A 13020-nucleotide genomic window follows, 5' to 3' on the forward strand; every position below is an offset into this window, starting at 1 on the left:
CTGTTGAAAACCCGATCGATAGAATAGGAAATTTCCTTGCTAAACGCTTAGAATTTTCCCTTCCCAAACGCTTTGAATGCCCCTTTTTCCCTTCCCAAACGATTCCGTTCTTTCCTTCCCTATCGCTTCGAGATCTTCCTCGCAGACCGCGCCTTTCTTTCCTATCGCGGAATCATGGATAGAATCCGTCCTCCGCTCTACGCCGCAATCGCCTCCAAGCAGCCCTTGCCGTATTCTCCCTGCGCATACAGCCTCTCCAATCGCTGGCTCCGAAACGGCTGCCGCCTTCTTTCTCCTCCGAGCGCTGCTATATGTTCAACAAAGCATAGGGCTTGCCATATTTGAAGACAAGCCGGCATAGGCTTGGTTATACGATGATGGAAAGAAGGGGTCGGAATGATGAATAAAGTTGTCGCGACGATGGCTTCGCTGCGCCTGCTGTCGGGTTCCATCGAGATTATGGCGGCTCTTCTTATGCTGCGCCTCAATCAGATCGATAAAGCGCTCGTCATCAATTCCTCGCTTGCATTCGTCGGGCCGGTCGTTCTGCTGACGACGACGGCGGTCGGATTGATCGGACTGTCGGACAGGCTATCGCCTGCCAAGCTGGCCTGGATCGCGGTCGGAATCGGCTGCCTGCTGATCGGGATCTTCAAGAAATAGTCTGCAAGTCTATGAACCTTCTTGATAGCAAGCGGCATAATGCGTCCTGACAAGCATACAAATAGGGTATAGGACATGCGGAGGAAGGAGTGAACGCCAATGTTGAAGCTGATTGCGCATCTATTGCCGCCGGAGCTGTATGAGCGGCTTCGCCGGCTGCCTGATTCCGTGCATGCGGGTCTGGAAGAGATTCGAATCCGTGAGGAACGGCCGCTGGAAATCGTCAGCCTCGACAAATCGGGATTTTTGACGGAGGACGGCGGATGGAGCAGCAACCCGCAGCAGGCGTTCAGGCCTTCCGGCGAGCTATGCCGCAAGCTGCTCGGCAGGCTGACCGGGCATTCGCTGTACGCGATGGAGGAAGAGCTCAGGAAGGGCTACATCACCGTGACCGGAGGCCACCGGGTAGGATTGGCCGGCCGGACCGTCCTGGAGCGGGGCGACGTCAAGGCGATCCGGGATATCGGCGGCTTCAACATTCGGATCGCCCGCGAAGCGGTCGGCGCGGCAGACAAGCTGGCGCAGCAGCTGGCGGATGCGGCGAGACGGAGCATCCATTCCACGCTGCTGATCGGTCCGCCGAGAATGGGCAAGACGACGATGCTGAGGGATCTCGCCCGCATCGTCAGCTCGGGCGCCTGGCCCGATACCGCCATGGCCGGATGGCCGGGGAGAAGGGTGGCCATCGTGGACGAGCGGTCGGAAATCGCCGCTTCCGTCAAAGGGGTGCCTTCCTTCGATGTCGGTCCGAGGACAGACGTGATGGATGCTTGTCCGAAAGCGGAAGGGATGATGATGATGCTCCGCTCCATGTCTCCCGAAGTCATCATGGCCGACGAGATCGGCAGGCCGGAGGATGCGGCAGCCGTCCGGGAGGCGGCCCATTCCGGAGTCGCGGTCGTGGCGACCGCCCATGCCTCCAGCCTCGAAGAAGCGAGGGGCAGGCCCATTCTGAGGGAGCTGCTGCATGACGGGGCGTTCAGCCGCTGCGTCATTCTCGGGAGGAGCAGGAGCGGCTTCGAAGCTCGGGTCGTCGCGCTCCAGCACGCTGCGCCGACGGCGAGAGAGCCGACAGCGGCGCGTGCTGCGGGGGAGGCGGGAACATGATCAAGGCAGCCGGTGCCGTGCTTATCCTGCTTGCCGGCACGATGATCGGATTTCTGCAGGCGGCCCGCTTCGCCAAGCGTCCGAGGCAGCTGCGCGAGCTCATCCACGGCCTGCAGCGCCTCGAGACCGAGATCGGCTACGGCTACACGCCGCTTCCGGAAGCGATGCGCCGCACAGGCGCCCATATGGCGGAACCGGCCGCTTCCATCTTCCGCCTGACTTCGGACAGGCTGGAAAGTCCGGATGCCCCCGCTTTCGAAGCCTGCTGGGAAGAAACGCTGGCCGGCTGCTGGCCGGGCACCGCGATGCGGAAGACGGAGCTGGCGACGCTGAGGCGGCTCGGCTCCACGCTGGGAATGAGCGACCGCGAAGATCAGCTGAAGCATCTCCGGCTCGCGCAGCAGCAGATGCAGGCGGAAGAAGACGGTGCCCGGGATGACCAGGCGCGTTACGAGAAGCTGTCCCGCTCGCTAGGCATTCTCATTGCCGCACTGGTCGTCATTTTGATGGTTTAGGGGTGCCGAGTACATGACCATGGATATCAGCGCCATCTTCCAGATCGCCGGCATCGGCATCATCGTGGCCATGATCCACACGGTGCTTAAGCAGATGGGGAAGGAAGACATGGCGCACTGGGTGACATTGATCGGATTCGTCGTCGTACTGTTTATGGTCGTCCGGATGCTCAACGAGCTGTTCCAGGAAATCAAGACGATCTTCCTGTTCCAGTAGCGGCGGCATTCCGCGGGTCAGGAGAATGGATTATGGAGATTGTGCAAATCGCGGGAATCGGGCTGCTCGCCGCGATTCTCATGCTGGTGCTCAAAGAGCAGAAGCCGCTGTTCGCTTTTTTGCTCGCCATGTTCACAGGGGTATTCATCTTCCTCATGATGCTGGGCAAGATCGATGCCGTCATCGGCACGATGCAGCAGCTGGCCGAACGCTCCGGCATCCCTTCGGTGTACTTGAAGACGATCCTCAAAATGATCGGAATCGCGTATATCGCCGAATTCGCCTCTCAGATCATCCGGGATGCCGGAGCCGAGAGCGTGGCCTCGAAGGTGGAGTTCGCCGGCAAGGTGCTGATTCTCGTCATGGCCGTCCCGATCATCAACGTCATTGTGGAGACCGTGGTCGGCCTGCTGCCGGCGGGGGGGTGAAGGGGCGATGCGGCTGCTGATGCGCTGGCTTCAGGCAATCGGAATCAGTCTCGTCATCTGGCTGGCCATGCCGGGAACGGGGGCTTGGGCGGCAAGCGGTCCGGCGGAGCCGTCCTTGCAGGCAGCCCGCCAGGACGACGGCTCGCAAGCGGCCGCGGACCTCAACGACAAGCTGGCCAAGGAGCAGGCGCAAGCTTACGGGACGGATACGGTTGAAGCGTACTGGAACAAGCTGGTCACGGAGTACGGCGGTTATTTTCCGGACGGATCGATGCCGAGCTTCGTCGAGATGATCACGCCCGGCGGCGAAGGCCTCAAGCTCGGCACCGTGCTGAGCGGCTTGATGAAGATGCTGCTGCATGAGGTGCTCTACAACGGCAAGCTGCTCGTCTCCATCGTGCTGCTGGCGATATTCAGCAGCATCCTGCAGACGCTTCAATCGGCGTTCGAGCGGAACATGGTCAGCCAGGTCGCCTACTCGGTCGCCTATATGGTGCTGATCGTGCTTGCGGTGAACAGCTTCCACGTCGCGATCGGATATGCCCGGGACGCGATCGAGTCCATGATCCAGTTCATGATGGCGATGATTCCGCTGCTGCTGACGCTGATCGCCAGTACGGGAAGCGTCGCGACCGTCACTCTTCTTCATCCGGTCATCATTTTCATGGTCAACACGGTCGGAACGCTGATCTACACGATCGTTTTCCCGCTCTTCTTCTTCTCGGCTGTCCTCCATATCGCCAGCTCTTTGAGCGACCGCTTCAAAGTGACGCAGCTCGCCAATCTGCTGCGGACGACGGGCGCGGGAATACTCGGGGTCATGCTGACCATCTTTCTGGGAGTCATCTCGGTCCAGGGGGCGGCAGGAAGCGTGACGGACGGAATGACGCTGCGGACGGCCAAATTCATCAGCGGCAGCTTCGTCCCGGTCGTAGGAAGGACGTTTTCGGATGCGGCCGATACCGTCATTTCGGCATCCATGATGGCCAAAAATGCGGTCGGTCTCGCGGGAGTCATCATCCTCCTCTTCCTCTGCGCTTTCCCGGCGATCAAGATTCTGGCGCTGGCCGCCATCTACAATGTCAGCGGCGCTGTCCTGCAGCCGCTCGGCTCCAGCCCGATCACGACCTGCCTGCTGACCATCGGCAAGACGATGCTGTTCGTGTTCGGAGCTCTTGCGGCGGTAAGCCTGATGTTCTTTCTGGCTGTCACCATCATTCTCACGGCAGGCAATGCGATGATCATGATGCGTTGAGGCAGGCAGCGCGGATGAAAGGAGTCGAAGCCGATGCTGGGCTGGTTCAGCTCCTGGCTCAAGGATGTCATTTCCGTCATTCTGCTCGCCGCCATCGTGGACCTGCTGCTTCCGAACAAGTCCATGCAGCGTTACGCGAGGCTTGTAACCGGCCTGATCGTCCTGCTCGTCATTCTGACGCCTCTGCTGAAGCTGGCTCAGGGAGACATCCAGGGGAAGCTCAGCGAGACCATCAAGGACTGGGACCGCGAAGTGCGGGACTCGAATGTCAAGATGCCTTCGCTGGACGATATTCTGCGGAAGGCCGAGGAGACTTCGGGCCGTTCCAGACAGCAGGCAGCCGAGCTGGCGCGGACGAAGCTCGAATCCGAGGTGAAGGCGGCTGTCGAGCGGCAGACCGGGTTCGGCGTAGCTTCGGTGGCTGCTTCGGTATCGTGGGATGGCAGCGGCAACGGAACGGTGTCCGGCGTTGTCGTCACGCTGGCAGCGGCGGGCGGGAATTCAGCCCCGTCTTCGGCGGATAGCGGCATGGCCGCTGGAGCGGGAGAAGTCTCTCCGGTGGACATCAGGATGGACCCCCTCCGCGTTCAGGCGGGGGATGCCGCCTCCGGCGGCGCCTCCTCGGAAGCGGCGATGGCTCCTGTAGAAGAGCCGGGCGCTGAAGATGGCAGTACGATGCATTCCGGGGAAGGAACAGAGGCTGGAAACGACAGCCCGTCCGCGGCTCCGGCTCAGGCCGCTGCCGAGGTCAGGAGACTGGTCGCGGCCGGTTGGGGGCTGCAAGACCGCCAGATCCAAGTATGGCTGGAGAAGGAATGAAGAGAGGAACCGTGCATGGCGGAGAGGAGGGGCAATGGTGGGCAAATGGCTGGAAAAGCTGGAGCAGCTCGCCGGCGGCGGTCCCGCAGGGCCGGGCCGCGTCAAGGCGCTGAGATGGCTTCTGCTTCTGGGATGCATAGGAGCGGCGCTTATGATTGCCGGCAGTCTGCTGGATTTCCGCCAAGTCGGCACGACCGGCACCCATCAGGGAGCCGATCCGCCCGCTCCCGGCTCCGGCGGCGATCAGAGCGCCTTCATCGGCAAGACGTCGCCTGACGGAACAGACTTCTCGAGCATCGAGCAGCCTCTGGAGAACAGGCTGAAGGAGATCTTGGAGCAGATTGTCGGCGTCGGAACCGTGAAAGTGCTCGTCACGATCGATTCGACGGAAGAGATGGTGTGGGGCGTAGATCCGAACAACTCCCAGTCGGTGACGGATGAGAGCGACAAGAACGGCGGCAAGCGCCACATGACTCAGGTGACGAGCAGCGGCAAGATCGTCATGTATGAAGTGTCCGGGGAGCAGAAGCCGGTCGTGACCAAAATCATCAAGCCGAAAATCCGCGGAGTGCTGGTCGTCGCCAACGGGGCGGAAAATGCTGCCGTGAGGCGGATCATGACCGAGGCGGTGGAGAAGGGGATGGATGTTCCCCTCTCGGCAATTTCAATCGTTCCGCGCAAGACGGGCTGATCCATCCTGGACGGCGGGCGCAAAAATCAAAGCAAGGAATAAGAGTAGAGCCGAAGCCGAAGCCAAAAGAAGCCGTAGCAAAAGAAGCCGTAGCAAAAGAATCCGAAACCGAAGCCGAATCCAGCCCCAATGGTCAACCATTTTAAGGAGGTCAAAGACAATGAATTCGAAACGTCAAACGGTATGGCTCGTATCCATGCTCAGCCTGATGGTCATTCTCTCCGCTTACTATCTGTTTACCGACAATTCGGGACAGAGCGCGCTCAAGGACACGGCGCAAACGCAAGGCGCGTCTTCCGGCGCGACGGAAGTATCCGGCGCCGCAGGCGTTGAAGTGCAGGATATGGTCGTCACTCCCGGAGATGAAGCTCAGGCCGCCGATCCTGCGGGTAAAACGGATGCAGGCGCGGCTGCGGACGGCGTCAAGGATTCCGGCAGCAAGGCAGGCACGGATGCGGCAGGTCAAAAAACGGATGGACAAACGAAAGCCTCCGATGCGAAGGACGGAGCGAAGGAAACCTCTGCGGCAACGGGCATCAGCCCCGAGGACCAGGCGGTGCTCCAGCAGTTCGAAGCGGGATCGGCTGCCGGCCAGTTCACCGAGCTGAGCGAAAAAAGCCAGGATAAAGTGAGCAAGCTGTATGACGGCATCATGAAAAAAGTAAACGATCCGAACCAGACGGCAGACGGCTCCGCCAAGGCGCTGGCCGAGCTCGACAAGTTCGAGAGCCGCCAGGACAAGATCGAGAGCCTTCGCAAGGATCTCGGAGCGAGCTTCAAAAACGTCGTCATCGACGAGAACGACGGAGCGGTGACGGTCGTAGTCCAAAGCGAAAAGCTGCAAAGAAGCGAGGCTGCTTCCATCATTGCGAAAGTTAGCACTTCGCTGAATGTCAGCGCGGGCAGCGTGCTTGTGAAGTATCTCCCATGACGGAGCGAAAGAAGGCTTTCCGGATCGTTCCGGGAAGCCTTCTTTTTGTTTGCGGCAGGGAAGCATCGATGCCTGGCGATTGACCTCTCGTGTTCGAATAGGGCTTGTGCTATAATACACTACGTCATGGCCGCATGGAGGGCTCAGCCCCGCAGTTCCGTCCGGCAAGCAATTAGAGCCAGGGGTTATTCCGATCCCCGTACCCGCCCTAAGGAGTGAATTACATGTTCAAGCTTAGCGAAATCAAAGAACTGATCAAACTGATCGACCAAACTTCCGTGCAGGAACTTGAAATCGAGAACGAAGGAACCCGCCTGCTGATCCGCAAGCCCGGCAAAGCGGAAACGGTCGTTTATCAAAGCGCGCCCCAAATTCCTACATATACCCAGCCGCAAATGACGCCGCAGCCTGCTGCCGCAGCCGTTCAGGCTGCGCCGGACGCATCCGCGGGCTCTGCGAATGAAGGAGAGAAGCTCCACAATATCGTGTCTCCGATGGTAGGCACTTTCTACACCTCCTCTTCCCCGGACAACCCTCCATATGTGACCGTCGGCAGCAAGGTCAGCGACAAGAGCGTCGTCTGCATTCTGGAGGCGATGAAGCTGATGAACGAGCTGGAAGCCGAAGTGCGCGGCGAAATCGTCGAGGTTCTCGTCGAGAACGGCCAGCTGGTGGAATACGGCCAGCCGCTGTTCCGCGTCCGTCCGGAGTAATGACAGGTTCCGAGGAAGGAGACAGATCGCTTTGAAATTCCAGAAGATCCTCATTGCCAACCGCGGCGAGATCGCCGTGCGGATCATCAGGGCGTGCCGGGAACTCGGCATCGCCACCGTGGCTGTATATTCCGAGGCGGACCGCGAATCGCTGCATGTCCGCCTGGCCGACGAAGCGTACTGCATCGGGCCGACGCTGTCCAAGGACAGCTACTTGAATCTGACCAACATCATGAGCGTGGCGACCCTGACCGAGTGCGACGCCATCCATCCGGGCTACGGCTTCCTTGCCGAGAACGCGGACTTCGCGGAGATCTGCGAATCCTGCAACATCACGTTCATCGGCCCTTCGCCTTCCGCCATTACGAGAATGGGCGACAAGGCGATGGCGAAGCAGACGATGAAGGATGCCCGCGTGCCGATCATTCCCGGTTCGGACGGCCTGATCGAGGATCTGGACGACGCCATCCGCGTCGCCAGAGGAATCGGATACCCCGTCATCATCAAGGCGACGGCAGGGGGCGGAGGCAAGGGCATCCGGATCGCCGAGGACGAGGACACGCTGATCCAGCAGATCACGACCGCCCAGCAGGAAGCCCAGAAGGCTTTCGGCAACGCAGGCGTCTACCTGGAGAAGTACCTCACCGGCATGAAGCATGTGGAAATCCAGATCATGGCCGACCGTCACGGCAATGCCGTCCATCTGTTCGAGCGGGACTGCTCCGTGCAGCGCCGCCGCCAGAAGCTCGTCGAGGAAGCGCCTTGTCCGGTTCTAAGCCCGGAGCTCCGGGAACGGATGGGACAGGCGGCCGTGCGCGCGGCTCTCGCCGTCGAGTATTGCGGCGCCGGCACGCTTGAATTCCTGCTCGGTCCCGACGGACAGTTCTACTTCATGGAGATGAACACGAGGATTCAGGTCGAGCATCCTGTAACCGAGATGATCACGGGCGTCGACCTGATCAAGGAAATGATCTCCGTGTCGGAAGGCAATCCGCTGTCGATCCGCCAAGAGGATCTCCGCATCGACGGCTGGGCGATCGAATGCCGGATCAACGCCGAGGATTCCGAGCGCGGCTTCATGCCTTCGCCCGGCAAGATCGGCTTTTACCTGCCGCCTGGCGGCATCGGCGTCCGCGTCGACAGCTCCGCCTATCCCGGCTACACGATCTCGCCGCATTACGATTCCATGATCGCCAAGCTGATTGTCTGGGCGCCGACCCGCCAGGAAGCGGTCAGCCGGATGAAGCGCGCGCTGTCCGAATTCGCGATCGAAGGCATCAAAACGACGATTCCGTTCCATCTGAAGCTTCTCGAGCATCCGATTTTCCTTGGCGGCAGCTTCGACATCAAGTTCCTCGAGGATTACGACGTGAACAAGCCCTACGGCGACGAAGCTGCGGATGCCTGAATCCGTTTGTCATAAAACCCGTGGAATGCTATAGTATAGGAATATGAATCGGATGAGCCTCCGGTTGCGGACCGGAGGACACCTATCATCAAGCGGGAGGTGCGTCAAGGCACATGAGCATCATGGCAGCGGATTACGAGAAAACGGACATCGGCACGATCCAGATCGCGCCGGAAGTCATTGAGGTCATCGCAGGCCTTGCGACGATCGAGGTCGAAGGCGTGGCCGGCATGAGCGGCGGACTTGCGGGCGGCATCGCCGAACTGCTCGGACGCAAGAACTTGTCCAAGGGCGTCAAGGTCGAGGTCGGGCACAAGGAAGCGGCTGTCGACGTGTCCATCATCGTGGAATACGGCAATCCGATTCCCGAGATCGCAGCCGAAATCCAGCGCAATGTCAAAAAGTCGATCGAGATGATGACGGGACTTATCGTCGTTGAAGTAAACGTACATATTCATGACGTCTACTTCAAATCCGGCGAAAGCCCTGTTGAAGAGGACTCTGCCCTAAGAGTCAAATAAATAAGGAACCGTCACCCCCTTGTGATTGGGCTGCCGCTCGGCGCAAGGGGGTTTATTCCGCTTTATGAGGAGGAGCATCTGGTTGAGCCGAATTGTTGATCGTCTTCTTCTGTTTTTATTTTCCCTGGCCGTCTTGATTTTGTGCGTGCTCGCGATCGCAATCGGCACTGGAGGAGTCGGCAAGGACTCCGCCTCGAGCTTTCTGGCCGATTGGATGAAGATCGGGACGTCCGTGAACATCGCTGTCATCATCGTATCCGTCGTCCTGCTGCTCATCGGCCTCCGGCTGTTCTTCGTCTCCATCCGCGTCAAGGGAAGCAGCTCTTCGTCCATCGATCAACGCAACGACTTCGGCGACATCCGGATCTCGATCGAGACCGTAGAGAATCTCGTGCTCAAGGCAGCCGGAAGGCAGCGCGGCGTCAAGGATCTCAAAGCCCGAATCACGACGGCGGAATCCGGCCTGGATATCGCGGTGCGCGCGGTCGTGGACGGCGAGACGTCGATACCTCATCTGACGGAGGAGATTCAGCGGGCGGTCAAGGATCATGTGGAGGAAATCACGGGCATTCCGGTTGCGGCCGTCTCCGTTTTCGTCGCCAATGTCATCTCGTCTCCTTCTTTCAAGAGCCGCGTAGAATAGGAGGCAGGCAACCATGTGGAGAGAATGGTGGGAACGATACGGAGGACGGGCTGTCGGCGTCGCCGCGTCGCTGTTCCTGGGCATTATCTTTTTGATATCCGGTTTTTGGGACATGCTGTTCGTCGCCCTGCTGCTGTGGGCCGGATATACAGCCGGCTACCGCAAGGATACCGGCGGGGAACCGCTGTTTCCGTGGAGACGCCTGGCCGAATGGCTGGGAGAACGTTTCCAGCGATATCGCTGATTACTGTGGTCTCCTCCGTACTCCGGACAGCAAGCCTCTTCCAAGCGGGGCTTTTCGGAGCAGGGAGGAGATCATAGGTATTTTTGGGGGATTCCATACAAAGTCATTTCTTGCTCAGGAGGCATTATGAAACGAAGGTTAGCGCGTCAAATAGCGGTACAAGGGTTGTACCAGATGGAAATGAACGAAGTGACGGCGGAGGAAGCCGTCGTCATGCTTCTTGAAGAGGCACGCCAGGAGAACGAAATCGGCGCGGACAAGATGGAGGAAGGCGAGACCGGCGGTTTTGCGAAGGAGCTCATCCAAGGCGTCATCGAGCGCAAGGCGGCCATCGACGGCATGCTTCAGCAGTATTTGACCGGCTGGCAGGTGGAGAGGCTTTCCCGCGTCGATCTTCAGGTGCTCAGGCTTGCCTGCTACGAGCTCGTTTTCCGGACGGACGTTCCGCCCAAGGCGGCGGTCAATGAAGCGATCGAGCTGTCCAAGCATTTCGGGACGGACGAGTCCGGCAAGTTCGTCAACGGCGTGCTGGGACGGCTGATTGCGGAGCTGGACAAGCTGAAGACCGAGTAAGGAAGTTTGCGAACGGTCGGGCCGCCTAGGCATGACGGCTTGACGAGCCAAACAACCGAGGGGAGAGATCGGCGCGTGAGTGCACAAGTCATTGACGGAAAGCGCATAGCGGGAGAAGTTCGTTCGGAAGTGAAGCTGGAGGCGGAGAAGCTGAGGGCTTCCGGCATCGTGCCGGGACTGGCGGTAATTCTCGTCGGAGACGATCCTGCTTCGGCCGTGTATGTGGGCAGCAAGGAAAAGACTTGCGCGGAAATGGGCTTCCACTCCGAGGTCCATCGCTTGCCTGGGCGGACGACCCAGGAAGAGCTTCTGGAGCTGGTCGGCCAGCTCAACCGGAACGAGTTGATCCATGGCATTCTGGTCCAACTGCCGCTTCCTCCGCATATAGCGGAGAAAGCGGTCATCGACGCGATCAGCGTCGAGAAGGATGTGGACGGCTTCAGCCCGCAAAGCACGGGCAATCTCGTCATCGGAGACGAAAGCCTGCTGCCCTGCACGCCTGCAGGCATCATCGAGCTGATCAAGCGCAGCGGCCATGAGATCGCAGGCAAGCATGCCGTCGTAATCGGACGCAGCAATATCGTCGGCAAGCCGGTCGCCATGCTGCTGCTCCGCGAGAATGCGACCGTGACCGTCTGCCATTCCCGAACGGAGAATCTGGAGGCGATCGCGTCCACCGCGGATATTCTCGTCGTGGCCATCGGCAAGCCCAAGGCGATCGGGCCCGGCTGCATTAAGCCTGGAGCCGTCGTCATCGACGTCGGCGTCAACCGGCTCGACAACGGCAAGCTTGCTGGCGATGTCGATTACGAGGCTTGCCTTCCGGCGGCCGGGGCGGTCACTCCCGTGCCTGGCGGCGTAGGACCGATGACGATCGCCATGCTGATGCACAACACGCTGAAGGCTGCTCGGCGAGCGGCGGGAGTGTGACCAGCCGATGGCCGATACACCGCGGATTTATTCCATCAAAGAACTGAACCGGTATATCCGGATGAAGCTGGAAGGCGACAGGCTGCTTGGCGATGTTTGGCTGCGCGGCGAAATTTCCAACTTCACCCACCACTCCAGCGGGCATATGTATTTTACGCTCAAGGACAAGGACAGCCGGCTCAAATGCATCATGTTCGCCAGCCATAACCAGCGGCTCCCCTTCATTCCCAAAGAGGGAGCCAAAGTCATCGCCCGCGGCAACATTTCCGTGTACGAACGAGACGGCAATTATCAATTCTATGCAACCTCCATGCAGCCGGACGGACTTGGAAGCCTGTACTTGGCCTTCGAGCAGCTGAAGGCAAGGCTGGAGGAGGAGGGCCTGTTCCGCGAAGAACGGAAGCGGGCGCTTCCCCGGTATCCGGCTGTCGTCGGAGTCGTTACTTCTCCTACAGGAGCGGCGATCCGGGACGTGATCATTACGCTGCGGCGCAGATATCCTGCCGCGGCGATTCTTGTCTATCCGGCGCTTGTGCAGGGGAAAGCCGCTGCCCCGTCCATCGTGAAGGGCATCGAGGCCTTCAATCGCCATGGACAGGCGGATGTCCTCATCGTCGGCCGCGGCGGCGGCTCGCTCGAGGAATTATGGGCGTTCAACGAGGAGTCCGTAGCCCGTGCGATTTCGGCCTCCGCCATCCCGGTCATTTCAGCGGTCGGACATGAGACCGATTTCACCATTGCGGATTTCGTAGCCGACAAGCGCGCGGCTACGCCGACGGCCGCCGCAGAGCTGGCTGCGCCCAATATGGCGGAGATTGGGGAGTATTTGGGAAGGCTGAACCAGCGCCTCGCCGCAGCGGCCCGAAGCGCGGTCGGCAGCCGCAAGGAGCGGCTGCTTCGGGCAAGGAGATCGCCCTACTTCGTCCATCCGCGCCGATATCTGCTCGACCAGGCGCAGCGGCTCGACCGGCTGAGGGAGCGTCTGGAGGAGAAGATCCGCCGCCAGCCCGACAAAGCCGGGGACAGGCTGCTCCGGCTGCGCAAAGTTCTGCAGGCGCATGATCCCAGCGGAAGGGCGGCCGCTGCCGCCAAGCAGCTGGGCCGGACGAAGGCGAGGCTGGAGAAGGCGGTGCGCATGGCCGTCAAGGACAAGCGCGGCCAGGCCGCAGCTGCCGTCAGGCAGCTCGACTCGCTCAGCCCGCTCAAGGTCATGGCCCGGGGTTACGGCCTTGTGTTCGACGAGAGCGAGAACCGCATCATCCGTTCCGTCAAGGAGCTGTCGCCGGGCGATATGGTCCGGGTGAAGCTTCAGGACGGAAAAGCACAGTGCCATGTATGGGCGATAGAGGAGGAGTGAGCCGC

Annotated in this window: 17 protein-coding genes; all 17 read left to right on the plus strand. The window is 60.1% G+C overall.

Annotated features, from left to right (window positions below):
• Positions 1 to 396 precede the first annotated feature (396 nt).
• The 17 genes from PHU01S_RS07060 (at position 397) to xseA (ending at position 13015) form a co-directional block, all read left to right on the plus strand.
• On the plus strand, positions 397 to 663 hold the full coding sequence (locus tag PHU01S_RS07060; RefSeq protein WP_021878237.1) for a YqhV family protein: 267 nt from the start codon (positions 397 to 399) through the stop codon (positions 661 to 663).
• Positions 664 to 762: 99 nt separating this feature from the next.
• On the plus strand, positions 763 to 1770 hold the full coding sequence (gene spoIIIAA, locus PHU01S_RS07065; RefSeq protein ID WP_021878238.1) for a stage III sporulation protein AA: 1008 nt from the start codon (positions 763 to 765) through the stop codon (positions 1768 to 1770).
• A complete protein-coding gene (gene spoIIIAB, locus PHU01S_RS07070; protein WP_048748440.1) occupies positions 1767 to 2285 on the plus strand; it encodes a stage III sporulation protein SpoIIIAB in 519 nt (172 codons plus the stop codon). The genes spoIIIAA and spoIIIAB overlap by 4 nt, the downstream gene beginning before the upstream one ends.
• A gap of 13 nt (positions 2286 to 2298) precedes the next feature.
• Positions 2299 to 2502, plus strand: a complete 204-nt coding sequence (gene spoIIIAC, locus PHU01S_RS07075) for a stage III sporulation protein AC (protein WP_048748439.1) — start codon at positions 2299 to 2301, stop codon at positions 2500 to 2502.
• A gap of 32 nt (positions 2503 to 2534) precedes the next feature.
• Positions 2535 to 2930, plus strand: coding sequence for a stage III sporulation protein AD (spoIIIAD, locus tag PHU01S_RS07080; RefSeq protein ID WP_127506816.1), 396 nt, complete (start codon positions 2535 to 2537; stop codon positions 2928 to 2930).
• Positions 2931 to 2937: 7 nt separating this feature from the next.
• A complete protein-coding gene (gene spoIIIAE, locus PHU01S_RS07085) occupies positions 2938 to 4185 on the plus strand; it encodes a stage III sporulation protein AE (protein WP_049867188.1) in 1248 nt (415 codons plus the stop codon).
• A 33-nt stretch (positions 4186 to 4218) separates the two neighbouring features.
• Positions 4219 to 5004, plus strand: a complete 786-nt coding sequence (spoIIIAF, locus tag PHU01S_RS07090; RefSeq protein ID WP_048746876.1) for a stage III sporulation protein AF — start codon at positions 4219 to 4221, stop codon at positions 5002 to 5004.
• A 34-nt stretch (positions 5005 to 5038) separates the two neighbouring features.
• On the plus strand, positions 5039 to 5695 hold the full coding sequence (spoIIIAG, locus tag PHU01S_RS07095; RefSeq protein WP_307721785.1) for a stage III sporulation protein AG: 657 nt from the start codon (positions 5039 to 5041) through the stop codon (positions 5693 to 5695).
• Between the two features lie 160 nt (positions 5696 to 5855).
• On the plus strand, positions 5856 to 6626 hold the full coding sequence (locus tag PHU01S_RS07100; protein WP_049867190.1) for a SpoIIIAH-like family protein: 771 nt from the start codon (positions 5856 to 5858) through the stop codon (positions 6624 to 6626).
• Between the two features lie 224 nt (positions 6627 to 6850).
• On the plus strand, positions 6851 to 7339 hold the full coding sequence (gene accB, locus PHU01S_RS07105; RefSeq protein ID WP_048746877.1) for an acetyl-CoA carboxylase biotin carboxyl carrier protein: 489 nt from the start codon (positions 6851 to 6853) through the stop codon (positions 7337 to 7339).
• A 31-nt stretch (positions 7340 to 7370) separates the two neighbouring features.
• The gene (gene accC / locus PHU01S_RS07110; RefSeq protein WP_048746879.1) at positions 7371 to 8747 is read left to right on the plus strand and encodes an acetyl-CoA carboxylase biotin carboxylase subunit; all 1377 of its coding nucleotides are present in this window, start codon (positions 7371 to 7373) and stop codon (positions 8745 to 8747) included.
• A 113-nt stretch (positions 8748 to 8860) separates the two neighbouring features.
• Complete coding sequence (locus PHU01S_RS07115) at positions 8861 to 9268, plus strand: Asp23/Gls24 family envelope stress response protein (protein ID WP_021880408.1); 408 nt, start codon at positions 8861 to 8863, stop codon at positions 9266 to 9268.
• A gap of 82 nt (positions 9269 to 9350) precedes the next feature.
• A complete protein-coding gene (gene amaP / locus PHU01S_RS07120) occupies positions 9351 to 9911 on the plus strand; it encodes an alkaline shock response membrane anchor protein AmaP (RefSeq protein WP_127506820.1) in 561 nt (186 codons plus the stop codon).
• Positions 9912 to 9924: 13 nt separating this feature from the next.
• Positions 9925 to 10155 (plus strand): DUF2273 domain-containing protein, encoded by a 231-nt coding sequence (locus PHU01S_RS07125; protein ID WP_021880410.1) that lies wholly within the window; start codon positions 9925 to 9927, stop codon positions 10153 to 10155.
• Positions 10156 to 10281: 126 nt separating this feature from the next.
• Complete coding sequence (gene nusB / locus PHU01S_RS07130) at positions 10282 to 10728, plus strand: transcription antitermination factor NusB (protein WP_048746884.1); 447 nt, start codon at positions 10282 to 10284, stop codon at positions 10726 to 10728.
• A 75-nt stretch (positions 10729 to 10803) separates the two neighbouring features.
• The gene (folD, locus tag PHU01S_RS07135) at positions 10804 to 11658 is read left to right on the plus strand and encodes a bifunctional methylenetetrahydrofolate dehydrogenase/methenyltetrahydrofolate cyclohydrolase FolD (protein ID WP_127506821.1); all 855 of its coding nucleotides are present in this window, start codon (positions 10804 to 10806) and stop codon (positions 11656 to 11658) included.
• A 7-nt stretch (positions 11659 to 11665) separates the two neighbouring features.
• On the plus strand, positions 11666 to 13015 hold the full coding sequence (gene xseA / locus PHU01S_RS07140; protein ID WP_048746889.1) for an exodeoxyribonuclease VII large subunit: 1350 nt from the start codon (positions 11666 to 11668) through the stop codon (positions 13013 to 13015).
• Positions 13016 to 13020: the final 5 nt, after the last annotated feature.

The organism is Paenibacillus humicus NBRC 102415 (assembly GCF_004000905.1).
Taxonomy (GTDB): domain Bacteria; phylum Bacillota; class Bacilli; order Paenibacillales; family Paenibacillaceae; genus Paenibacillus_O; species Paenibacillus_O humicus.

Bases quoted from the DNA above. Each gene is read 5' to 3' on its own strand.
- PHU01S_RS07125 (WP_021880410.1), top strand. From the start codon at position 9,925: ATGTGGAGAGAATGGTGGGAACGATACGGAGGACGGGCTGTCGGCGTC.
- nusB (WP_048746884.1), top strand. From the start codon at position 10,282: ATGAAACGAAGGTTAGCGCGTCAAATAGCGGTACAAGGGTTGTACCAG.
- PHU01S_RS07060 (WP_021878237.1), top strand. From the start codon at position 397: ATGATGAATAAAGTTGTCGCGACGATGGCTTCGCTGCGCCTGCTGTCG.
- spoIIIAE (WP_049867188.1), top strand. From the start codon at position 2,938: ATGCGGCTGCTGATGCGCTGGCTTCAGGCAATCGGAATCAGTCTCGTC.
- accB (WP_048746877.1), top strand. From the start codon at position 6,851: ATGTTCAAGCTTAGCGAAATCAAAGAACTGATCAAACTGATCGACCAA.
- spoIIIAG (WP_307721785.1), top strand. From the start codon at position 5,039: ATGGTGGGCAAATGGCTGGAAAAGCTGGAGCAGCTCGCCGGCGGCGGT.
- spoIIIAC (WP_048748439.1), top strand. From the start codon at position 2,299: ATGACCATGGATATCAGCGCCATCTTCCAGATCGCCGGCATCGGCATC.
- spoIIIAF (WP_048746876.1), top strand. From the start codon at position 4,219: ATGCTGGGCTGGTTCAGCTCCTGGCTCAAGGATGTCATTTCCGTCATT.
- PHU01S_RS07100 (WP_049867190.1), top strand. From the start codon at position 5,856: ATGAATTCGAAACGTCAAACGGTATGGCTCGTATCCATGCTCAGCCTG.
- spoIIIAD (WP_127506816.1), top strand. From the start codon at position 2,535: ATGGAGATTGTGCAAATCGCGGGAATCGGGCTGCTCGCCGCGATTCTC.
- spoIIIAB (WP_048748440.1), top strand. From the start codon at position 1,767: ATGATCAAGGCAGCCGGTGCCGTGCTTATCCTGCTTGCCGGCACGATG.
- xseA (WP_048746889.1), top strand. From the start codon at position 11,666: ATGGCCGATACACCGCGGATTTATTCCATCAAAGAACTGAACCGGTAT.
- spoIIIAA (WP_021878238.1), top strand. From the start codon at position 763: ATGTTGAAGCTGATTGCGCATCTATTGCCGCCGGAGCTGTATGAGCGG.
- PHU01S_RS07115 (WP_021880408.1), top strand. From the start codon at position 8,861: ATGAGCATCATGGCAGCGGATTACGAGAAAACGGACATCGGCACGATC.